Origin of the sequence: Paraburkholderia sp. RL17-381-BIF-C (assembly GCF_046026435.1) — a bacterium.
GTDB lineage: Bacteria > Pseudomonadota > Gammaproteobacteria > Burkholderiales > Burkholderiaceae > Paraburkholderia.
On sequence record NZ_JARESX010000031.1, the window covers coordinates 14,765 to 36,049 of the forward strand.

The following is a 21,285-nucleotide window of genomic DNA, read 5'->3' on the forward strand; positions in this document are numbered from 1 at the left end:
AACAGAAACTTCATCTGGATCTACAAGGAGCTACCGTGAATCTGTCCTCCGCACCCATTCTGCTTACTCCTGGTCCGCTCACGACCTCCGAGCGCACGCGTCAGGCGATGCTGCGCGATTGGGGATCATGGGACGGCGATTTCAATCAGATCACCGCCCGCGTCCGCCAGCAGACGCTGCGCATCGTGCATGGCGAAGACATGCATGAGTGCGTGCCGTTGCAAGGCAGCGGCACCTTCTCCGTGGAAGCCGCGATCGGCACGCTGGTGCCACGCGACGGACGGGTGTTGGTGCCGAACAATGGCGCGTACTGCCAGCGTATCGCGAAGATTTGCCGCGCACTCGGCCGGCGCCATCAGACCATCGACTATCCGGAAGACACGCAGGTCAAAGCGGCGGATGTCGATCGCGCGCTGGCGGCCGACCCCGACATCACGCATGTGGCGCTCGTGCACTGCGAAACCGGGGCAGGCGTGCTCAACCCGCTCCACGAGATTGCCGAGGTGGTCGCGAAGCACGGGCGCAGTCTGATCATCGACGCGATGAGTTCGTTCGGCGCCATTGATATCGATGCACGCCGAACGCCGTTCGACGCGGTGGTGGCGGCCTCCGGGAAGTGTCTCGAAGGTGTGCCCGGCATGGGGTTCGTGATCATTCGCCGCAGCACGCTGGAGCGCTGCGAGGGCAATAGCCCATCGCTCGCGATGGATCTGTACGATCAGTGGGTCTATATGAACCGCACCACGCAATGGCGCTTCACGCCGCCTACGCATGTCGTCGCGGCACTCGACGAGGCCATTGCGCAATACGTGGAAGAGGGTGGTCTCGAAGCGCGCGGCGCACGCTATGCAGGCAATTGCCGCGCGCTGATCGAAGGCATGGCGGCACTCGGTTTTCGACCCTTTCTCGATCCGTCGATTCAGGCGCCGATCATCGTCACGTTTCATGCCCCCGACGATCCTCGCTATGACTTCAAGACCTTCTACACGGAAGTGAAAAAGCGCGGCTACATCCTGTACCCCGGCAAGCTGACCCAGTTGGAGACGTTCCGTGTCGGCTGTATCGGGCACTTCGGCGAATCGGGCATTCCGGGTGCGGTCGCGGCGATTGCCGACACGCTCCGAGTCATGGGAATCGAGCGGGTTTCGGCGAAAGCGCTGGCCTGAAGCGGCCGGCGCGGAGGCTTGTTCTTGCTTGAAGCGCGAGCAAGCCTCGCTTTCTCCGAATGGAATACAACCGTTGGGTCAATGCGAGCCATTTATGCGTCCGTTCTGGATTGAACAAGCACTCTTTGCCGACGGTTCGTTGGCGCCCGCCTTGCAAGGCGCGACGACTGCGGATGTCTGCATCGTCGGCGGCGGCTTTACCGGTTTGTGGACGGCCATTCAGGCCAAGCAGAAAAGGCCCGACCTCGACATTGTGATCATCGAGAGCGATCTGTGCGGCGCAGGTGCGAGTGGCCGCAACGGTGGCTGTCTGCTGACGTGGTCGACCAAGTTCTTCACGTTGCGGCGACTGTTTGGTGAGGCGGAGGCGATCCGGCTGGTGAAAGCGTCCGAAGCGGCCGTCGGGCGGATTCGCGACTTCTGCGCCGACAACGCGATCGACGCCGAACTGCGGCTCGACGGCACGCTCTACACGGCGACTTCACGCGCGCAAATCGGCCTGCTCGACCCGGTCATTGCCGCGCTGAGCGAGCACGGCATCAATTCGTATCAGCATCTTTCGCCACAAGAAGTGGCGAGCCGGTCCGGCTCCGCGCGCAATCTCGGCGGCGTGTATTCGCCGGTCGCCGCAACGGTCCATCCGGGCAAGCTCGTGCGCGGGCTGCGGCGCGTCGCGATGGCGATGGGTATTCGTCTTTACGAGCGCACGCCGATGCTCGACTTCGCTGCCGGCGAACGCGTGACGGTGCGCACACCCGCCGGCAGCGTCAGCGCGCCAAAACTGGTGCTCGCGATCAATGCGTGGATGGCGAGCCGCTTCCGGCAGTTCGAGCGCACGCTGGCGGTCGTTTCAAGCGACATGGTCGTCACCGAGCGATGCCCGGAGTTGCTGCAGCAAATCGGTTTGAAAGACGGTGTGTCGGTGCTCGACTCGAGGATCTTCGTCTACTACTACCGCAGCACGCCGGACGGGCGGCTGATGCTGGGCAAGGGCGGCAACACGTTTGCCTGGCGAGGCCGGATCGCCCCGGTGTTCGATCAGCGCTCGCCTTATGAAGCCGATTTGACGCGAGGTCTGCACGATTTCTTTCCGGCGCTGCGCGACGTGCCGGTCACCGCGAGCTGGAACGGCCCATCGGATCGGTCTGTCACCGGCTTTCCTTTTTTCGGCCGGCTCGACGGCGCGCCAAACGTGCTCTACGGCTTTGGCTATTCCGGCAATGGCGTTGGACCGACGTATATGGGCGGACAGATCCTGTCCTCGCTGCTGCTCGAACTCGACAACGAGTGGACGCGTAGTCCTTTGACGAATGGCCCGTTAGGGTATTTTCCGCCCGAACCGATCCGCTTCGTGGGCTCGATAACGGTGCGTGATGCAATCCGGCGCAAGGAACGCGCGGAAGACGAGGACCGCCAGCCGTGGCTCGTCGATCGCCTTCTCAGCAAACTGGCTAGCGCCGCCGGCAAGTCGGATAAAGGGTAGCGGCGCCGCTCAGCCGGTCTGGCTCGCGGTGGGCAGCGGCGCTGAAGCAACCCAGCGCTCGTGGGCGCGCCGCATTCTGGCGAGGCCGTGCGCCACGTGTTCCCGCACGAGCGCGACGGCGCGCTCGGCGTCGCCTTTCGCGAGTGCGTTGACGATTTTTTCGTGCTCCGTGACCGATGTTGTCAGCGCGCTCTTTTCCGTTTCGATGGCCGCTTGACGCAGCAATCCTAGCTGACGCACGAGATGGCGATACGTTTCGAGCAAATGCTGGTTGCCCACGCCCGAGACCATGGCGTCGTGCAACTGGACATTCAGTGTCGTGTACCGGGCGAGGTCGTGGTCTTTCTTCGCCGATTTCATCGCGGCGATGATGCCTTTGAGGGTGGCCAGCGTTTCAGGCGTCATTCGCTCGGCTAGTGCGCGGGCCACGGATTCGTCCAGCATTGCCCGCACTTCGTAGATCTCTTCCGCTTCGCGCAGCGACAACGCGCGCACCGTGACGCCACGGTTCTTTTCGGTTTTCAGCAAGCCGGCCTGTTCCAGCGCTCGAAACGCTTCGCGCAAGGGTCCGCGCGACACGTTCAGGCGCGCGGAAACTTCGACTTCGTTCAACTTTTCGCCGGGGGCGAATTCGCCCGAGGCGATACCGCGTTCAAGCGTTTCCTGGACTAACGTGGCAAGCGAGTGCCGCTGCAGCAATTCAATCGCGCTGGATGGGGTTGGCGTGGTCATTGATGAGCGGTTGGAAGTGAGGGTTGGGAGTGCGTAGGGTTGGCTTTCCGAACATAGCGTGACGCCTTGTTTATTGTCAACAACGATCCGCACGGCGGTGCGGGCCGCGCGGGTTTCGATCAGGAGCTCGTGACCGTTGAACGCTCCGCGATGTCCGCCCAACTCCCGCTACTTCGCTGCTCCCGCTACTTCTGTGCGGCCAATACGGCCTGCGTGCCCGTCTCGAAGTCAGAGGCGTCGTGGCGCTCGTGTAATTGATCCGACAGCTCGCCAAAGACACGGTTGACCATCCGTCCGCGACGCACGGCCGGGCGTTCGCCGATCGCATTAGCCCAGCGCTGAACGTGCCGATAGTCCTGCACCGACAGGAATTCGGCCGCATCGTAGAGCCACCCTTTGACGAGGCCGCCGTACCAAGGCCAGATCGCCATGTCGGCGATCGTGTACTCACTGCCCGCCACGTATTCGTTACCCGCGAGCCGCTGGTCGAGCACGTCGAGCTGACGTTTGACTTCCATGGCGAAGCGGTCGATCGCATATTCGATCTTTGTCGGCGCGTATGCGTAGAAGTGGCCGAGGCCGCCGCCCAGATACGGCGCGCTTCCCATCTGCCAGAACAACCACGACAGGCATTCGGCGCGAGCGCCGGGCTCGGTCGGCAAAAACGCGCCGAATTTTTCGGCGAGATAGAGCAGAATCGAGCCGGACTCGAAAACCCGGATCGGCTTGGGGCCGCTGCGATCCATCAGCGCGGGGATCTTGGAGTTCGGATTCACCTCCACGAAGCCGCTGCCGAACTGATCGCCGTCGCCGATCCTGATCAGCCACGCGTCATACTCCGCGCCGCTATGACCGCTCGCGAGCAGTTCCTCGAGAAGTATTGTGACCTTCACGCCGTTGGGCGTTGCCAGCGAGTACAGCTGAAGAGGATGGCGGCCAACCGGCAGTTCCTTCTCGTGCGTGGCGCCCGCGATAGGGCGGTTGATGTTCGCGAAGCGGCCACCGTTCTCCTTGTTCCAGGTCCAGACTTTCGGCGGCACGTAATCGGCGCGGTCACTCATGCTCAAGCTCCTTTGTGTCTCGGGGGACAGGGTGTTTTCGCAGTGAGATTAACAAATCGGCGCGAAATGCGCTGGCGGCCGCGCGCCGCCAGGACATGGACCGGGCGCGGCCCGCAGCCTGTCGATCGTGCCTGCGATACGCGTTGGCGCCGTGCGATCCGCATGGACAGGAACGGGGAATGCTGAGGCAGGGAAATGCGCGTCTGCGCGATTCCCAAGCACTCGGCCACTCAGTCGTAGTGAAAAGATGCTTTGTGGGCTTACCATTTAACACATTGAAACCGCTTCGCATCCAATGCCTGACAAAGGAGCTCATGATGGACGATCCGTACGATCTTCAGCGCTTTGTCGATGCGCAGAACCCGGTCTATGCCGACGTTCGCGAAGAACTCGCCGCAGGGCGGAAGCGCAGCCACTGGATGTGGTTCGTATTTCCACAAATCAGCGGCCTCGGCTCGAGCGCGATGGCGCGCCGTTTTGCGATTTCGTCGTTGCCGGAGGCGGAGGCCTATATGCGGCATCCGGTGCTCGGCCAGCGTCTTCGGGAAACGGCGCGGCTCGTCAATCTGGTGCAGGACCGCTCGATCGAGGACATTTTCGGCTATCCGGATTATCTGAAGTTCCGCTCGTCGATGACGCTGTTCGCGCGCGCAACGAGCGACAACGAAGTGTTCGTCGAGGCGCTGCGCAAATATTTCGATGGCGAGGCGGATCCCGACACGCTGCGTTTGCTATAGATGCGGCGCAATCGGCCGTGCATCGTGCGGTTGTGATTCGCGGCGTCACTTCGGGGAGCAAAAACGCATGCCAAAAGGTTCTGTATCGACTCCGTTTCGTGTTTTCGAGCGTGTGGTCATCAGCCTCTATGATGGTGGCGTCCTGTCGCCAGCGGTACTTGAACGTGTCATTGGGGCATTTGTGCAAGCGGGTACCGACTGGCGCAGCACCACGAGTGCGAGGTCTGTAGATAACCGCTCGCTGCATGAAATCGTCGTGCTGACAATGCTGCCGGGCGAAGCCCCGAAATCGGCTTTAGCTTCGTTCATGGCCGTGGTCGAACACATTGCCGGAGAGTCGCTGCCGACTCGCGCCACAAGCCAAACTGCAGGTGCAAGCGCCGACGACGCTCGGCCTGCCCGCGCAAAAAACAGAAAACAGGCCGATACAGACGAAGACAACGCCACGGAAGAATTACTCGCCCAATTGTCCGGCAGCGCGCAACCGGACAAACGCCGGCGCACAAAAAAGCGAGCCCGCCGGCGCGTTCGAATAGCTTCAATCCCTTCCTGAATGCGGCGTTGCCGCGTACAAAGAAGTCGTGACGTCAACCACGGCTCGCCGCTGCTTTGTCGATTTCTTGCCGCCGCACGCCTGCGATTGATGTTCGTCAAACCCAATCAGCCCGCTGGACCGATGATGTCTTCACTACTCCGCTTGGACTCCATGGAGCACATCATGATCCGCTCAGAAAGCAGAATCATTTTTGCGGCAATCGCCGTATTCGTCGCACTGGCAGGTATTGGGGCGTCGATCCGCGGTTTGCTCTTCGACCAGCCGCCGGTGTTTCGCTACGGCGTCGCGGCCCTGATCGTCGGCGTCGCGTGCTTTGTCATGTTGCTCAATTCGACGGCCGACAGCGATCGGCAAAGGTAAGTGCAGGGTATTGCGCGGCAGTGCTTATGCAGGATCCGCGCGGTGCTCGTACTTCGCAGCTTCCGGCGCCTCGGCCGGATCCGCTGGCGACAGCCGCAGCGCGCCCCAACCGAGCGGCGCAAACACGCGGCCTCCAGCCAGTTCCACGAGTTCGACGAACCTTTCGAGCGACACCCCCGCGACGATCTGAACCGGCGCATTGTTGACGAAATCCTGAGTACGCAGCCATGGTGCGTCGCCGCTGTTGATTTCGTTGACGCTGCGCGCGCGACCGTCGTATCCGGCGTCGGGCGGCAACAGCGGCCCGTCGAACGCAACGGTCAGGATCTGCTGCGCCGCGTCCTCGTAAGGCAGGCCGGCGTGCCGCTCGTAGGGCGCGCGTTCCCAGCCGTCGCCCCATTGCTCGTTGAGCGGCAAGCGCGTGAAATAAGCCCACGGTACGCGCACGAAGCAAAGCCCGTAAGCGTGACGCACGCCGTCCAGATCGGTGCTCAGTCCCATGGCGATGGCCTCGGTAATGTGGATGAAATCAGCGCTTCACACGTCGCTGTCGGAGGCGAACAGGCCGTGTTCCGGCTGCACCCGTTCGTTGTCGATACATTGCACATGCCAATGGCCGGTCATCAGGGCGCGGCCGCGTTCCGCGCACCACTGGGCGCGTCCGGTCTCGCCTTCGAACGGCCCGTCGAGTTCGTTCAGATCGAGCCCTTCGAGCACACAGACGGGCGTCGTGTCGTGCGGGCCGCACACGAGCGTGTTGCCGCAATCCATATGCAGCGTGCCCCAATCGGGCAGTTCGAGACCGAGGTGGCCTTCACGCGACCACTGCCGCGCATCCTTATCGAGCCACAGGATTGCAAAAGCCATCGGATGGACACGATCGAACGTGTCGAGGTGGACAGTGAGACGCATGAAATTTCTCCGAAACGTACGGTCGTCGTTCAATCTAGGCAGACCGCGGATAACGCGGCCTCGATGGGCGGGCTTATCGACTGCTCATCGACTCCTTATTGACTCAATACCCATTGCACCAGCGTATGCGCGTCTTCAGCCGACAGTGGGCCGCCGCGGTCGCCCGGCAGCGGCATCGGCATATCGCCCCAATGCGCTTTGCCGCCGAGGCGCAACTTGTGCTCGAGCATGAACTGCGCATTTGGCACGTTGCGATAACGCTCGGCGATCTGCTGGAACGACGGGGCGAGGAATGGCGCATCGTGTGTGTGGCAAAACATGCAGTGCTGCTGGTCGACCAGGGCGGTCGGTTCCGGTTCGGCATGAGCGGAGCCGGCGGCCAGCACTAACACGGCACATGCAGACAGACAGTTTCGGACTAAGGCGATCACGGCACGTGCTCCTGTGCAAAGGATGAGTCCAGTGTACGGAGGCCAGATTGGGTGCCGTTGACTTTCGTCAATCAGGACGCAATGCCTGAATTTGACGTACTGTGTAGAGGTCCTATGCTGCTGACAGGCGGGCGACGCATAGGTCGCATTCGCCCCGGTGCGTGGCGCGCGACGCGTAGGTGCGCGAATACGACCGTTCCAGTCTTGCGACCTGCGCAGTGAACCAGGTGACGGTCATGAAGATTCATTTTCCTGAAGAACTTCCGGAGTATTGTGCGCGCGATCTCGTCATCGCGTTTCCGGCCGAAGTGGACGGCGAGCGCGTGCAGTGCGCGATCACCGCTGAGGCCCTCGAAGATCATTTCGGTGCCGCGTCGCTGCGCGAAGACGATCTGATTGCCGCGTTCAACTCGAACCGGCATCCCATCGAACATGCTGCAAGACAGTTGCTCCACGAGATCGGCGGCAAACCGGTGCTGATGCATAGCGGCTACTTCCGCTTTTGCGAGTGAGCGCCTGCGAGGCAGCCGGCGGTCGCTGCAGTGTCCTTATCGCCATGCCGCCGCGGCAGCACTCGATGTATACGCCGGCTTACCCGGTTTGAGGAGAACCTTATGCGTGCGATGGTGTTCGACGGTAGCGCAGCGCTGCTGCGTGAGCAGGAGGTGCCGGATCCGACGCCCGGTCCCGGGCAGATCCTCATCCAGATTCACGCATGCGGCGTGTGCCGCACCGATCTCCATCTGGTCGATCATGAACTCGAGCATCCCAAGCAGCCTGTGATCCCGGGCCACGAGATCGTCGGCACCGTGGCCGGGCTCGGTGCGGGGGTGACGGGCTTCGCGCTCGGCGACCGGGTGGGTGTGCCATGGGTCGGCCATACCTGCGGACATTGCCGCTACTGCCTGTCGGCGCGGGAAAATCTCTGCGACGCACCGGGCTTCACGGGCTACACGATCGACGGTGGTTACGCCGAGCGCACCGTCGCCGACAGTCGCTACTGCTTCCATCTGCCCGCGCAGTATTCGGATATCGAAGCGGCGCCGTTACTGTGCGCGGGACTCATCGGATATCGCACGCTGAGCATGGCGGGCGACGCCCAACGGATCGGTATTTACGGTTTCGGCGCAGCGGCGCATATCGTCGCGCAGGTCGCGCGTCATCAAGGGCGCACGGTGTATGCGTTCACGCGCCCCGGCGATCACGCGGCCCAGCAACTCGCGTTGCGTCTCGGGGCAGCGTGGGCGGGCGGCAGCGACGAAATGCCTCCGGCTGAGCTGGATGCAGCCCTGATTTTTGCGCCGGTCGGCGCGCTCGTTCCGCAAGCATTGCGCGCTGTCGCGAAAGGGGGGACGGTTGTCTGCGGCGGGATCCACATGAGCGACATTCCGTCGTTCCCGTACGCATTTCTATGGGGCGAGCGGCACGTGGTATCCGTCGCCAATCTGACGCGCGAGGACGGACTCGCTTTCATGCGAATTGCTACCGAGCATCGCCTCGAGATCGACACGACAACTTATGCGCTGACGGAGGCGAACCGGGCGCTTAGCGATCTGCGGGAGGGCAAGTTGACAGGTGCCGCAGTGCTCGCCGTTGGGTAGCGTGCGCGGATATTCGCTCATTGGCCACCTTTGGCGCCTGTTTCGCGCCGACGGCGGCTCCTGACTTCCGAGCGAACGCCGAGCGCGAATCAAACCCGCACGAGACCCTCATGGTCGAGAATCCGGATATTCTTGCCGTGTGCGTCGAGCAGTCCATCACGCTGGAATTTGGAGAGCATCCGGCTCACCGTTTCAAGCTTGATGCCGAGATAGCTGCCGATTTCCTCACGCGTCATGCGCAGGTAGAACTCGGCCGGCGAATAGCCGCGCAGTCTCAAACGGTCCGACAGATTCAGAAGGAACGTCGCAACGCGCTGTTCGGCCGACATCGTGCCGAGCAACATCATCTGCGAGGATTCGCGCACGATCTCGCTGCCCATCATGCGGTGCACGTGTTGCTGGACCGCCTTGACCTCGCGACACATCGCTTCGAGTAGATGGAACGGGATAATGCACATCTTGCTGTCCTCGAGCGCGATGGCGTCGCAGTTGTGATGACCGGAGCACACGCCGTCCAGCCCGAGCGAATCGCCGGCGAGGTGAAAGCCTGTCACCTGTTCGCGGCCGTCGCGATGCATGACGACGGTCTTGAACGAGCCGACGCGCACCACGTAGATACTCTGGAACGAATCGTTCGCGCGATAAATGGTCTCGCCTTGCTTGATCGTGCGCGACGGGCAGATCAATGATTCGACCTGTTTGATCTCCGCCGCCGTCAGACCTTGCGGCATGCAGATCGAGCGCATCGAGCAGGTCGTGCAGCCCAGCGCGTCCTTGCGCGGCACTTGCACGGGCACCGGCACTTCCCGGGCAACGGGCGACATCGGCGGGAAGACGGCAACAGGCGCGGGGACGGAATAGGCGAGGACGTCAGACATGATGTGCTCCGGATTGTAGAAAGGCGCGCGTGCGATGTTCGCTGGCGATCCGCTGGATCGTGCTTCGTGCGAGATCGAATTCGCTGGTCTTGTCGAAAAAGTAGTGGGCACCGCTCATCAGGCATGCGCGCCGAAACCATGCACCCGAGTGGTTCGTCAGCACGATGGCGATCACATGAGGCATTCTTTTGGCAAGCGATGCGAGCAACTCCATGCCCGTGCCTCCGCTCAGATGCAGTTCCGTCACGACCAGATCGGCTGCGCCAGTCTCGACGCCTGTGAGCGCGGCGCCGGATTCCTCGGCTTCACCGACGATTTCCACGCCGTCCAGCGCGCCAAGTAGCGCGGCCATGCGACGCCGGACCGATACTGCGTCGTCGACCAGAAAGACGCGGAGGGTAAGGTTCTCGGGGCTTGAGTTCATGGCTCGAAGTATCGGCTGCGCTGTCTCAAAATAAAATCGGCGCCGAATGAACTTCGAGTAGGTGAGCGTGAAGCTTTGTAGGGAGTTTCCTACATGGAGGTGGGGCGCACCAGGAGAGTCCCTGGGTGCGAAAGGAGCAGGCTTTGTGGTTCGGGTCGGCTAGGGAACATGCGGCGCTCGCCCGCGAGCGGAGGCGCCGCGAAGCCGTCTAGATGTCGGCGTCGTCGTCGGCGACCAGTTTGTGGCGCATCGCGTAGCGCACCAGGGCGGCCTCGTGCGGCATCTGCATCTTCTCCAGGATGCGCGTCTTGTACGTGCTGACGGTCTTGCTGCTCACACACAGTTCGACCGCGATTTCCGTGATCGTCTGGCCTGCGGCAATCCGCTTCAGGACATCGAATTCCCGATCTGACAGACGCTGATGCGGCAGCAGATCGGCCGGTTCGTTCAGGCTCTGCGCGAACCGCTCGGCCATCGCAAGGCTGACGTAGACGCCGCCGGCCGCGACTTTGGTCACGGCGGCCACCAGTTCGGCGCTCGCGCTTTCTTTGGTCAGGTAACCGGACGCGCCGGCCTTGAACGCCCGCACCGCGTATTGCTGTTCGGCGTGCATGGTCAGCACGAGGATGCGCAGCGCCGGCTTTTCCTCCTTGATCTGCTTGATCAACTCGACGCCGTTGCGCCCCGGCATGGACAGATCGAGCACGAGGACGTCGGCGGGCCGCTCGCGGATCAGCGCAACGGTGCTGGCGCTGTCGTCGGCTTCGCCGATCACTTCGAAGCCGCTTGCGTTCTTCAGGATATGGCGCAGACCGTCGCGCACCAGCGCGTGGTCGTCGGCGATCAGAACGCGGGTCATAGTTGCATCTCCTGCATCTGCACGTTTTCAGCCGGAATGGTGACGGTGAGCACGAAGCCCTGGCCGTGGGCGGTTTGAATGTCGACGGCGCCGCCGAGCATGTGTGCGCGTTCGCGAACGCCGAGCAGGCCGAAGGATTTGGCTGCCGGCTCGGCCGTGCGATGCACGCCGCGGCCATTATCGGCGATGCGCAGCACGAAGGTCTGATCCCCCGCCTGCAGGCTCAGCGTGACCAGCGTGGCGTCGGCATGGCGCGCCACGTTCGTCAGCGCTTCCTGCACGATCCGGAACAGCGCGGTGGCGCCTGCCGGGCTGAAACGCGCGTCGCCGGTTTCGATGTCACGCTCCACGTCGATACCGTAGCGGTTGGTGAAGTCGGTGGCGAGCCACTCGATCGCGGGAATCAATCCGAGGTCGTCGAGCATGACCGGACGCAGATCGGCTGCAATGCGGCGGACCGAGGCCACGGTCACGTCGATCAGTCGGCGCATGCCTTGCAACTGTCCACGCACCGGCTCGCTCGCCGACCCCTCGAGCGCCTGTTCGACCGACGAAATGTCCATTTTCAGCGCGGTGAGTTGCTGGCCGAGGTCGTCGTGCAGTTCGCGCGCAATACGCGTTTTCTCGTCTTCACGGATATTCTGCAAATTGGCCGACAGCTCGCGCAACTCCTCGCGCGCCTGCCGTTGCGCGCGCTCTGCTTTGACGCGTTCCGTGATATCGCGCAGCATCACCGTATAGAGGCGGATGTCGCCATCGCGGATCTGCGAGATGGACGCCTCGAGCGGGAATTCCTCGCCGTTGGCGCGTAAGCCCGCCAGCACGCGTTGTTTGCCCATCTGGCGGTCGGACACGCCCGTCACGCCGAACTGCGCGACGTGCTGCGCGTGCGCCGCCCGAAACCGCTCCGGGATGAAACGGGCAAGCGGCGCACCGATCGCATCCATCGCTGAGCAGCCGAACACCTGTTCCGCCATCGGATTGAAGATGACGACCCGGTGCTGGTCGTCGATGGTGATGATCGCTTCCATCGACGAACGGATGATCGCCATCATGCGGGCTTCATTCACGGCGGACTGATTGTTCCGGGTGCTGGCCTCGCCGCGTGCGGATACGCTTTCGCGCCGCGCGCGCACCAGCAAAAACGCGCTCGTGGCCAGCAGCAGGGCGGCGGCGACGCAAATCAGCAGTGCCGGGTCGAACCAGTGCCGCGCTGTCAGCATGGCGGCCAACGTGACGACGAACGCGGCAGCGGCCGCGAGCGCGGGCCGCGCCGCAAACGAACCCGCAAACGAACCAAATCGCTCACGCAAATTCGCACTGCGCGATGTGGGCGCTTTACCGCTGACGGACATGTGCATCTCTTTGGAATGACTGCAGACAAGGATAGCGCGCGCCGCCCGAGAGCGTCTGTACGGCGGCGTGCACGGCAAGCACGTCTATTCCGGGCGATTCCGTGGTTCGTGTGGCCGCAGGCCGGCGAAACACCGCGCGGATAATTTGTGTTTGCGCTCATTGTCCGTGAAACGCCGGGTTCATGCCAGTCCCGCCGGGTGTCGCAGGCCGTGGTCGTCCGGCTCATTCCATCAAGACGGGCGCTCGCTCGCGCCCTCACTATCGACGCGGTGCTCAATGGGACATCAGCACCGGCACGGTCATCGACTGAAGCATGGTGCGCGTGACGCCGCCGAGCAGCCGCTCCTGCGCCCGCGCGTGGCCGTACGCACCCATGACCAGCAGATCGATGTGACGGTCGGCCAGCGCATTGAGCAGCATCGCGCCGGTGTGGACGCCGGACGCTTTCGGCATGGCCGTGAAACTCGCCTCGATGCCGTGCCGCGCGAGCCAGGCGGCCACGTCGATGCCGCTCGGCTCACCATATTGCGGATGGCGCTCGACCTTCATGATCGTGACGAAGCCGGCGCCGCGGATGAGCGGCAGCGCATCGGTCACCGCCCGCGCGCATTCCCGTCCGCCGTCCCACGAGATCATCACATTCTCTATCTGATGCCGTACCGGTCCCGCATACGGCAGTACGATTGCCGGCCGCCCGGAAGCGATGATCACGTCCTCGACGAAATCGCGCGCGATAAATGCGCTCCTGTCTTCCGGATCGTCCTGGCCGAGGATCAGCAGATCCGCGTGGCGCGCATGCAGGATCGCCGTGCCGGTCGGTGCTCCGCCCGGCGCGCGCCATTCGACGCTGCGCCCGGCGCGCTCCGCCGCGGCAAGAAAAGCCGCGTGCGCGTTCTTGAGATTCTTGTCCCGTTGCACCTGACGGCTGGCGGTCCAGATGTCCTCTCCGTGCAGAAAGAGCGGTCCCTCGGGCTCGTCGCAAACCAGGTAGAGGCCGATCAGATGGGCGTCGTGGCGAGCGGCCAGGTCGAGCGCATAGTCGAGCCGGGCGGCGCTGTGAGCGCTGTCGTCGAGATGCACCAGCAGGGTTTTGCAGTTCATGACGGATCCTTGACAGGCTCGCTCGCGGCGCGAGCGGGGCTTGCGGCGGGCGCCGGGCAATGCGCGGAGATCAGCAATACCGGACAGGTGGCGATGCGCAGAAAATGTTCAGCGACGCTGCCGAGCACCAGCCGTTGCACACCGCGCCGGCCATGCGTGCCCATCACGACGACGTCGGCGTTGAATTCCTGCGCGGCGAGCAAAATGCGGTGCGCGGTGTCGTCGCCCGTCAGTTCGGTTTCGACCATGCGCGAGGGGCCGATCACGCCTGCCGCGGTCATCAGCGCGGTGGCGTCGGCGAGCACGTGCTTGCCTTCCGCGACGAGGGCATCGCGCACATAGGACGGGTCGTAACCGGGCACGTCGTAGGACATCAACGGCACGTCCACCACGTAGAGCGGCTGAAGCCGCGCGCCCGAGTCGCGCGCCAGTCCGATCGCGGCGGCCAGAGCGCGCGACGAGGTTTCGCTGCCGTCGACGGCAACCAGAATCTGTTTATACATGGCGAACTCTCCAGAATCAGAAGGACGGGTGCCGCGATCAGTGCGACATCAGTACCGGCACGGTCATCGAGCGCAGAATCGTGCGCGTAGCGCCGCCCATTACCAGTTCGCGCCAGCGGGCGTGGCCATAAGCGCCCATCACCAGCAGATCGGCGCCGCTGTCGGCGACCTGCGAGAGCAACACCTCGCCAACCAGTCCGCCCGGTCCCGTTTCGATGTCGGCGACCTCGACCCGCACGCCATGCCGCGCGATCACGGCGGCGATATCCGCCCCGGGAATGCGGGCTCCTTCGCCGTTGTGCTCGCCATTGATCGTGAGAATCGTGGTGCTGCTCGCCGACTGCATGAACGGCAGTGCGTCGTGCACGGCGCGCGTGGCTTCGCGGCTGCCGTCCCACGCGACTAATACGCGGCCGCCCGTCGACCGTTCATTGGTGGCGTAGGGCACGAGCAATACCGGGCGGCCGCTCGACAGAACGAGGTTTTCCGGAAAGAAGTCGCCGACATACGACTCCGGATCCGCCGGATTGTCCTGACCGGCCACGATGAGGTCGGCGCAGCGGCCCACGCGCGGGATCGCGACACTGGCGGGCTCGTCGATGGCGACCCATTCCCCCGAGACGCCGGCGCGCCGGAGTTCGGCGTGGAACAGCCGTTCGAGCGCCGCGCTGCGCTCCGCGCGCATTTCCTGATGCGTTCGGTAATACTCCGCGGTTCCGGCCATCACATAGAGCGAACGCGGGTCCGGCGAGAACACGGCGAACGCGCCGGTCAGATGCGCGCCGAACTGATTGGCCAGACGCAGCGCGATCTCGAGCCGCGGATGGGCGTGCTGGCTGGTGTCCAGATGAACAACGATGGTTTTGTAGCTCATGACAGTCGCTCCGCGAGAGGGGGTGACGCGCAGGCTTGACGCGCGAATCAGTGAGCTTGAGTCTAAGAACGGCGGCGCCGGTCTCATTGACGCAGATCAATGGTGCTTCCAGCGCGCCGCGTGAAAACGTTTTTTGACTTGCGTCATGAAGCCGCGCCTGCTCCCACCTATGCTCCGGACATGCATGGCGTCATGCGCGCTCGTGCGTTTTCCCCAGAAGGAGCGAGTCATGTCTGAAGCCCGTGTTCTAGTCGTCTTCTTTTCGCGGACCGGCACCACGCGCACGCTCGCGTTTACGCTGGCAAAGATGCTGTCTGCCGATCTCGAAGAGATCTGCGATTGCACCGATCGGCGCGGCGGCTTGGGCTATATGCGCTGCCTGATCGACTCGTGGCTCAAGCGGCCCGCCGAGATCGTCCCGGCCGGGCGGGACACCGGGCAATACGATCTCGTGGTGGTGGGCACGCCCGTTTGGGGTGGCGCCGTCTCCGCACCGGTTCGCGCATATCTGCTCGAAAACCGGTGGAAGTTCAGACATGTCGCGTTTTTTTGCAGCCTGGGCGGCCTCGGCAGTCAGGCTGCCTTTGACGAAATGCGCGCGCTGGCCGGCAAGGCGCCCGTCGCGCAATGCAAGGTGCGCGCAGCCGAAGTGCAGCGCGGCGCGGTGGCCGCTTCATTGGTGCTGTTCGTGAGCGTGCTGAAACGCCATCTCGCCAACTATGACGCGCTCGCATGGACTAGCTGAGCGACGCGCCGTTCAGGTCGGCAGCACGATCATCAGCGCTGCCGCGCGCGGCACCTTCGCCGCGACCGGTGCAAGGGCAAGAAGCCGCCGAGTCGCCTACGACTCGCGGTGAAAGCGCGAAAGCGCCCGTCATCGAACGCTCATCGAACGCTTTGCGACAGGCTTTGCCGTTTTCAGTGGCCGTGCAAAGCGGAAACCGCGCCATACACCACACGCGGATCGTGCTGGCCTTTGTACACTGCCGGCGCGGATCGGTTCAGGCCGAGCAGCGTATACACAGCCGTTTGCGCGGAACGTACCGAGTATTCGACCGTGAACACGACATCGTTCGACAACTCGCAAAACTGTCCGATGAACGCGAGGTTCGCCCAGCCCTCGGGCACCACCTGCGGGCGATCGCCGCGCCTGCGTCGCAGGAACTGGCTGGTAATGAACGGCATCAGACATGGAATGCAGACGGCGTCGTCGAGAATGCGCGGCGCTTCCGCCTGAATGTGCAGATGACCGAGCAGCTCCTTCATGATTTCGCGGCCCGTGCACTCGGCCATCGGCTTGTTGACGAAATTGCCCGGCCGGTCAACGAATAGTCCATAACCCCAGAACACCTCGACGCCCTTGGGCTGACCCATGAAATGCGGCTGATGAGGCAGCACGATCGAGGCGAGCCAGTTTGAGTGCGGAAAGGTAATCAGGCCGCCTTCGCCGGGCACGTTGCCGCTCAGATCGCGGATCAGGCGGAACAGCGTGCGGTCGTGCAGCGTCGCGGTGAAGGAAAGCCAGGTCGACTCGTCGATGTGATCGGCGAAGACCGACGGATGGCCGAACTCGGCACGCCCCGCGGCGATGGTTTTCCACAGCGCCCACGCGCCGCTGCTGTCGTCATGGTTGAGCACGGCGGCGCGGTCCGTGCCGCCGAGGCTCGAACCTGCCGTCATTGAACCGAGCGTGACGATGACCTTGTCCTGTGCGGCGACGGGGATCTCGATACGCCGGTCGTCCTGTTCGCAGACAATGCCTGCCACCCGGTTCAGTTCGCCGCTTTCGTCATAATGCAGATCGACAACGCGCGTGTTGGTTCGAAATCTCACTCCGCGTTCGTCGAGCCATTTGCGCAGCGGCCGCACCATCGAATCGTACTGGTTGTAGACCGTGCGCATGATGCCTTGCAACTGGTTGAAGCCCGACGTCATATGCGCGAAACGCAGCAGATAGCGCCGGAATTCGGCGGCGCTGTGCCAGGGCTGGAAGGCGAACGTCGTGCACCACATGTACCAGAAGTTGGTTTCGAAAAAGTCCGGCTCGAAGTGATCGGAAATCCGGCTGTCGCCGAGCATGGCTTCCGGTTCGATCGAGAGGCGGCCGAGCGTCAGCAGATGCGTTTCGGCGAGACCGTAAGAGGGCGCGTCCTCGCGCTGGCCGTCGCGCACGAAGCGTGCTTTCGACGAGGTGCGGATCGTTTCGTTCCAGTCGAAGATTTCCTTCGTGACGCTACTGTGGCCGTCTAGCGTGGGAATCGAGTCGAACAGATCGTAGGTGCATAGATACTTGCTCTCGAGCATTCTGCCGCCGCGCACGACATAGCCTTCCTGTGGCGAGCCGGCGCCGTCGAGGCTGCCGCCGGGCTTGTCGAGCGCCTCGAGGATCGTGATGCGGGAGCCGGGCATATCGGCGTCGCGAATCAGAAAGGCGGCGGCCGCGAGTGACGCGATGCCGCCGCCGACGAGATAGAAATGACCCGCTGCGTTTGCTTTGTCGCGGGCCGGATCCGCGGCCGCTTGCGTGGCCAGGTAATCGGAATTTTTCATGTGATGATCCCCCGAGGGATGATGGCCGTGGACGTATTGCTAAACCATACTCGCGCGGCGGGGGAATCTCGTTGAGTTGGATCAACGCGGTGCGACGGGGCCGGGCAGGGCGGCGCGAGTGATCCGCGCGCCTGTTCGGCAAGCGAGCGCTCGCGGCCCGCTATCGGCCTCCTTACACGAACCACCACGCGAGCACGACCGTTATCAGCACGACCGCCCACGACGGTACTCGCCACCACCCGAGCAGCACGAGCGCGGCGACGACCAGCGCGAAATCGCGGCCGGTGTGCACGGCGCTGGTCCACACGGGGTCGTACAGCGCGGCGAGCAGGATGCCGACTACGGCGGCGTTGATGCCGGCCATGGCGCGGCGCATCGACGCGAACGCGCGCAACCTGCCCCAAAGCGGCAAGGCCGCGCCGACCAGCAGGAACGAAGGCAGGAAGATCGCCACCGTAGCGATCAGTGCGCCCGCGAGGCCTGCCGGATGACCGCTGCTGGTGGCGCCGAGAAACGCGGCAAACGAAAAGAGCGGGCCGGGAACCGCTTGCGCCGCGCCGTAGCCTGCCATGAAGGTGTTCGCGGGAACCCAGCCGCGCGGCACGACGACCGCTTCCAGCAGTGGCAACACCACATGGCCACCGCCGAATACCAGCGATCCCACCCGGTAGAACGCCGCGAACAGATCGAGCGGATAACTGTGCAGATAGGCCGCTGCCGCAGGCAGTCCGAACAGTAGCAGTGCGAAGGCCGCGAGGCAGGCGAGCGCGCCGGTTCTGGACCCGGGCATGCCGGGTGGCGCGCTCGGCACCTCGGTCGAAGAAGTCAGCAGCGCCGCGCCGGCCACCCCCGCGGCAACGATCGACGCGATCTGCCCGAAGCCCGCGCCGAGCAGGATCACCGTGATTGCGGAAGCCGCCGCGATTGTCGCGCGTAGGCGGTCGGGACAGAGCATGCGTCCCATCGACCAGACAGCCTGGACGACCACCGCGACCGCCGCGATTTTCAGCCCTCGCAGCAGATGAAGCGAGGTCGCATCCGACAGCAGCGTGAAGCCGTATGCGAAGACCACGAGCAGGAGCACCGACGGCAGCGTGAAGCCGAGCCAGGCCGCGAGCGCGCCGGCAATGCCGCCACGCAGACGGCCGATTGCGATGCCGACCTGGCTGCTGCCCGGGCCCGGCAAAAACTGGCACAGCGCGACCACGTCGCTGAACGTGTGTTCATCGAGCCAGCGGCGGCGGCTGACGAATTCATCGCGGAAATAGCCAAGATGAGCCGCCGGCCCGCCGAACGAAGTCAGGCCGAGCCTCAGGAAAATGCAGAACAGCGTCCACGGCGAGCTGTGTGACGACAGGTCGAAGGACGTCTCTGTTTTGGCGTCATGCATGGGAAAGTTCATACACCGGTTGTACCGCGTTGGGCTCCAGAAAATAGCACACGCCGCCCGTCTCCGGGTCGCAGCATCTCGCCAACGCGGCCGCGTTCGAACACGCGCTCACGCACGCTGCGTGGCACTGCCCCGCCGTTGATGCAGGTCAATCGCAAGACGCCAATAGTGCCGATGATCTCTTAATCGGCTCGTTGCCTATGTGGCTTCGCTGCAGCAACGGTCGACCGGCGGGACAGCACGCGCGGAGGCAGTATGGGAATTGATATGCAGATCGTCTACTTCGGATTTGCGGGATCCGCGCAAATCGAATCCGAGGCAGCGGCGCAACTGGTGCGGCTCGAGCGGTTCGGCAGATTCATCTCCGGTTGCCATCTGGCGATCGAGGCCATTCACGAGCGGTCGCTCTACGACATGCCCGGCGCGCGAGGCGCCGAGCCAGGGACGGCGCCAGGCGCGGCGCCGAACCACACCCTGTTCGACGCACGTCTCGATCTGGTGCTGCGCACGGGTGAACTGGTGCCGCTCGAGCATCGCCAGGGTCACGATCCCGATGGCGCGATACGGGAGGCCTTCGATGCGGCCGAACGGCTTCTCGAACAGGGTGCCGCGCGCCACTGATTGGCAACGGATGTTTCAGCGTCTTCTTCAGGAGTGAGTCATGTACACCAACATCGTAGTGGCGCTCGACGGCAGTGAAGCCTCAAAGCGGGCGCTGTCCGAAGCGATCCAGCTCGCCAGGCTCGCGCGCGGCAAATTGACGGCGGTTTTCGTGCTGGATCAGTCGGCGGCTTTCACGTACGCGGGCGCCTGCGATCCGCATTTGCTGACCGACGCGGCGCGGCAGGTGGGGCAAAGCTTCCTGACCAGCGCGCTCGACCAGATGCGCGAACTCGATGTCGCGGGCGATACGGAAATCGTCGAGACGCAAGGCATCGCCGAGGACATTGCCAGCGCGTTGCTGCGCTGTGCGGAACGCCGTGGCGCGGACCTGGTCGTGATGGGCACGCACGGGCGCCGCGGTTTGCGGCGCATGGTGCTCGGGAGCGTGGCCGAGCGGTTCGCGCGCTTTGCGACGTGCCCGGTGCTGCTGGTTCGCGAAGAGGCGGACACGGAGCATGACACACCGGCGTGATGCTCATCTCGCGGCGGCCCTGACTGATCAACGAGGAAAATCATGAAAGCATTGGTGTATCACGGCCCTGGAAAGAAATCGCTCGACGAGCGGCCCGTGCCGCAACTCGCCTGCGCCACCGACGCCATTGTCAAGGTGACGCGCACGACGATCTGCGGCACCGATCTCCACATCCTGAAGGGCGACGTTCCGACGTGCCAACCCGGCCGCATTCTCGGTCACGAAGGGGTGGGCATCGTACAGCAGGTCGGCGCCGCGGTGAGTTCGTTGAAAGAGGGCGATCACGTGCTGATCTCGTGCATCTCCTCGTGCGGCAAGTGCGAGTATTGCCGGCGCGGTATGTATTCGCATTGCACGACCGGGGGCTGGATTCTCGGCAACCGCATCGACGGCACACAGGCAGAGTACGTGCGCATTCCGCATGCGGAGACGAGTCTTTATCCGATTCCCGCCGGTGCCGACGAAGAAGCGCTCGTGATGCTCTCCGACATCCTGCCGACCGGTTTCGAATGCGGCGTCCTCAATGGCAAGGTCCAGCCGGGCAGCACCGTGGCGATTGTCGGCGCGGGCCCGATCGGACTGGCGTCGCTGCTGACCGCGCAGTTCTATTCGCCGGCCCAGATCATCATGATCGATCGCGATGCAAGCCGCCTGGAGGTGGCGAGCCGTTTCGGGGCGACAGCGTGCATCGACAGCGGAGTGGCCGAACCCATAGCCGAGGTGATGAAACTGACCGGCCATGTCGGCGTGGATTGCGCGATCGAGGCGGTGGGCGTGCCTGAAACTTTCGAGTTGTGCGAGGCGCTGGTCGCCCCTGGCGGCGTGATCGCCAATATCGGCGTGCATGGGGTCAAGGCGGATCTGCATCTGGAAACGCTCTGGGACCGCAACATCTCCATTACCACACGCCTTGTCGATACCGTCAGTACGCCGATGTTGCTGAAGACGGTAGGTTCCGGCAAGCTCGATCCTGCCAGGCTGATCACCCACCGCTTCCATCTCGAAGACGTGCTGAACGCCTACGAGACTTTCGGCTCCGCGGCGGATTCCCATGCGTTGAAGGTCATCATCGAAATGTCGTAGCGGCGGTGTCGGGTCGGCACAGCCGGGAGCCAGGATGCTGGCGAGGAAGTCGATTCGATCCGCCGCAGCGCCGCTCAGTTCAGGGTGGCGTCA

At 63.6% G+C, this 21,285-nt stretch carries 25 protein-coding genes; 11 read left to right on the forward strand and 14 right to left on the reverse strand.

What is annotated here, in order from left to right:
- Positions 1-35: 35 nt before the first annotated feature.
- Both P0D70_RS19820 and P0D70_RS19825 read left to right on the forward strand, forming a co-directional pair.
- Positions 36-1,166 (forward strand): 2-aminoethylphosphonate--pyruvate transaminase, encoded by a 1,131-nt coding sequence (locus P0D70_RS19820; protein ID WP_408185729.1) that lies wholly within the window; start codon positions 36-38, stop codon positions 1,164-1,166.
- 94 nt (positions 1,167-1,260) lie between these two features.
- Positions 1,261-2,649 (forward strand): FAD-dependent oxidoreductase, encoded by a 1,389-nt coding sequence (locus P0D70_RS19825; RefSeq protein WP_408185730.1) that lies wholly within the window; start codon positions 1,261-1,263, stop codon positions 2,647-2,649.
- A gap of 9 nt (positions 2,650-2,658) precedes the next feature.
- Here the strand turns inward: P0D70_RS19825 and P0D70_RS19830 are convergent, their stop codons facing one another.
- Complete coding sequence (locus tag P0D70_RS19830; RefSeq protein WP_091793417.1) at positions 2,659-3,381, reverse strand: phosphonate utilization associated transcriptional regulator; 723 nt, start codon at positions 3,379-3,381, stop codon at positions 2,659-2,661.
- Positions 3,382-3,566: 185 nt separating this feature from the next.
- The gene (gene yghU, locus P0D70_RS19835) at positions 3,567-4,442 is read right to left on the reverse strand and encodes a glutathione-dependent disulfide-bond oxidoreductase (RefSeq protein ID WP_091793419.1); all 876 of its coding nucleotides are present in this window, start codon (positions 4,440-4,442) and stop codon (positions 3,567-3,569) included.
- A gap of 317 nt (positions 4,443-4,759) precedes the next feature.
- Here yghU and P0D70_RS19840 point away from each other — a divergent pair, with 317 nt between their 5' ends.
- The 3 genes from P0D70_RS19840 to P0D70_RS19850 all read left to right on the forward strand — a co-directional run bounded on the left by P0D70_RS19840 (position 4,760) and on the right by P0D70_RS19850 (position 6,095).
- Positions 4,760-5,179, forward strand: coding sequence for a DUF1810 domain-containing protein (locus P0D70_RS19840; RefSeq protein ID WP_408185785.1), 420 nt, complete (start codon positions 4,760-4,762; stop codon positions 5,177-5,179).
- Between the two features lie 67 nt (positions 5,180-5,246).
- Entirely contained in the window at positions 5,247-5,732 is a 486-nt protein-coding gene (locus tag P0D70_RS19845; RefSeq protein WP_408185731.1) for a hypothetical protein, read from the forward strand.
- 165 nt (positions 5,733-5,897) lie between these two features.
- Positions 5,898-6,095, forward strand: a complete 198-nt coding sequence (locus P0D70_RS19850; RefSeq protein ID WP_091793425.1) for a DUF2964 domain-containing protein — start codon at positions 5,898-5,900, stop codon at positions 6,093-6,095.
- Between the two features lie 24 nt (positions 6,096-6,119).
- Here the strand turns inward: P0D70_RS19850 and P0D70_RS19855 are convergent, their stop codons facing one another.
- From P0D70_RS19855 to P0D70_RS19865, 3 genes are all read right to left on the reverse strand, one after another.
- Entirely contained in the window at positions 6,120-6,596 is a 477-nt protein-coding gene (locus tag P0D70_RS19855; RefSeq protein ID WP_408185732.1) for a hypothetical protein, read from the reverse strand.
- A 36-nt stretch (positions 6,597-6,632) separates the two neighbouring features.
- Positions 6,633-7,007 (reverse strand): DUF3564 domain-containing protein, encoded by a 375-nt coding sequence (locus P0D70_RS19860; protein WP_408185733.1) that lies wholly within the window; start codon positions 7,005-7,007, stop codon positions 6,633-6,635.
- A 95-nt stretch (positions 7,008-7,102) separates the two neighbouring features.
- Positions 7,103-7,438 (reverse strand): c-type cytochrome, encoded by a 336-nt coding sequence (locus P0D70_RS19865; RefSeq protein WP_091793432.1) that lies wholly within the window; start codon positions 7,436-7,438, stop codon positions 7,103-7,105.
- Between the two features lie 227 nt (positions 7,439-7,665).
- Here P0D70_RS19865 and P0D70_RS19870 point away from each other — a divergent pair, with 227 nt between their 5' ends.
- Both P0D70_RS19870 and P0D70_RS19875 read left to right on the forward strand, forming a co-directional pair.
- Positions 7,666-7,950 (forward strand): DUF1488 family protein, encoded by a 285-nt coding sequence (locus P0D70_RS19870; RefSeq protein ID WP_091800397.1) that lies wholly within the window; start codon positions 7,666-7,668, stop codon positions 7,948-7,950.
- Positions 7,951-8,052: 102 nt separating this feature from the next.
- Complete coding sequence (locus P0D70_RS19875; protein ID WP_408185734.1) at positions 8,053-9,039, forward strand: zinc-dependent alcohol dehydrogenase family protein; 987 nt, start codon at positions 8,053-8,055, stop codon at positions 9,037-9,039.
- An 89-nt stretch (positions 9,040-9,128) separates the two neighbouring features.
- Here P0D70_RS19875 and P0D70_RS19880 read toward each other — a convergent pair whose 3' ends face one another.
- The 7 genes from P0D70_RS19880 to P0D70_RS19910 form a co-directional block, all read right to left on the reverse strand.
- Entirely contained in the window at positions 9,129-9,863 is a 735-nt protein-coding gene (locus tag P0D70_RS19880) for a helix-turn-helix domain-containing protein (RefSeq protein ID WP_408185786.1), read from the reverse strand.
- Between the two features lie 46 nt (positions 9,864-9,909).
- A complete protein-coding gene (locus tag P0D70_RS19885; RefSeq protein ID WP_091793438.1) occupies positions 9,910-10,341 on the reverse strand; it encodes a response regulator in 432 nt (143 codons plus the stop codon).
- A gap of 208 nt (positions 10,342-10,549) precedes the next feature.
- Complete coding sequence (locus P0D70_RS19890; RefSeq protein WP_408185735.1) at positions 10,550-11,200, reverse strand: response regulator; 651 nt, start codon at positions 11,198-11,200, stop codon at positions 10,550-10,552.
- Positions 11,197-12,555 carry a PAS domain-containing sensor histidine kinase gene (locus P0D70_RS19895; RefSeq protein WP_408185736.1) on the reverse strand — a complete coding sequence of 453 codons (1,359 nt, stop codon included), beginning with the start codon at positions 12,553-12,555 and terminating at the stop codon, positions 11,197-11,199. The genes P0D70_RS19890 and P0D70_RS19895 overlap by 4 nt, the downstream gene beginning before the upstream one ends.
- 274 nt (positions 12,556-12,829) lie before the next feature.
- Positions 12,830-13,657, reverse strand: a complete 828-nt coding sequence (locus P0D70_RS19900; RefSeq protein WP_408185737.1) for a universal stress protein — start codon at positions 13,655-13,657, stop codon at positions 12,830-12,832.
- Positions 13,654-14,160, reverse strand: coding sequence for a universal stress protein (locus P0D70_RS19905; RefSeq protein ID WP_408185738.1), 507 nt, complete (start codon positions 14,158-14,160; stop codon positions 13,654-13,656). Before P0D70_RS19905 ends, P0D70_RS19900 begins: the two co-directional genes overlap by 4 nt.
- 37 nt (positions 14,161-14,197) lie before the next feature.
- The gene (locus P0D70_RS19910) at positions 14,198-15,034 is read right to left on the reverse strand and encodes a universal stress protein (protein ID WP_091793448.1); all 837 of its coding nucleotides are present in this window, start codon (positions 15,032-15,034) and stop codon (positions 14,198-14,200) included.
- A gap of 229 nt (positions 15,035-15,263) precedes the next feature.
- Between P0D70_RS19910 and P0D70_RS19915 the strand changes: the two genes are divergently transcribed.
- On the forward strand, positions 15,264-15,779 hold the full coding sequence (locus P0D70_RS19915) for a flavodoxin family protein (protein WP_091793454.1): 516 nt from the start codon (positions 15,264-15,266) through the stop codon (positions 15,777-15,779).
- A gap of 173 nt (positions 15,780-15,952) precedes the next feature.
- Here P0D70_RS19915 and P0D70_RS19920 read toward each other — a convergent pair whose 3' ends face one another.
- On the reverse strand, positions 15,953-17,584 hold the full coding sequence (locus P0D70_RS19920) for an oleate hydratase (RefSeq protein ID WP_408185739.1): 1,632 nt from the start codon (positions 17,582-17,584) through the stop codon (positions 15,953-15,955).
- 172 nt (positions 17,585-17,756) lie between these two features.
- Entirely contained in the window at positions 17,757-18,974 is a 1,218-nt protein-coding gene (gene chrA, locus P0D70_RS19925) for a chromate efflux transporter (RefSeq protein WP_091800400.1), read from the reverse strand.
- Positions 18,975-19,229: 255 nt separating this feature from the next.
- Here chrA and P0D70_RS19930 point away from each other — a divergent pair, with 255 nt between their 5' ends.
- From P0D70_RS19930 to P0D70_RS19940, 3 genes are read left to right on the forward strand one after another with little or no spacing between them, the layout of a single operon-like run.
- Positions 19,230-19,595 carry a hypothetical protein gene (locus tag P0D70_RS19930; RefSeq protein WP_091793458.1) on the forward strand — a complete coding sequence of 122 codons (366 nt, stop codon included), beginning with the start codon at positions 19,230-19,232 and terminating at the stop codon, positions 19,593-19,595.
- A gap of 40 nt (positions 19,596-19,635) precedes the next feature.
- Positions 19,636-20,109 carry a universal stress protein gene (locus tag P0D70_RS19935; protein ID WP_408185740.1) on the forward strand — a complete coding sequence of 158 codons (474 nt, stop codon included), beginning with the start codon at positions 19,636-19,638 and terminating at the stop codon, positions 20,107-20,109.
- 42 nt (positions 20,110-20,151) lie between these two features.
- Positions 20,152-21,192 carry a zinc-dependent alcohol dehydrogenase family protein gene (locus tag P0D70_RS19940; protein WP_408185741.1) on the forward strand — a complete coding sequence of 347 codons (1,041 nt, stop codon included), beginning with the start codon at positions 20,152-20,154 and terminating at the stop codon, positions 21,190-21,192.
- The last annotated feature ends 93 nt before the right edge of the window (positions 21,193-21,285 follow it).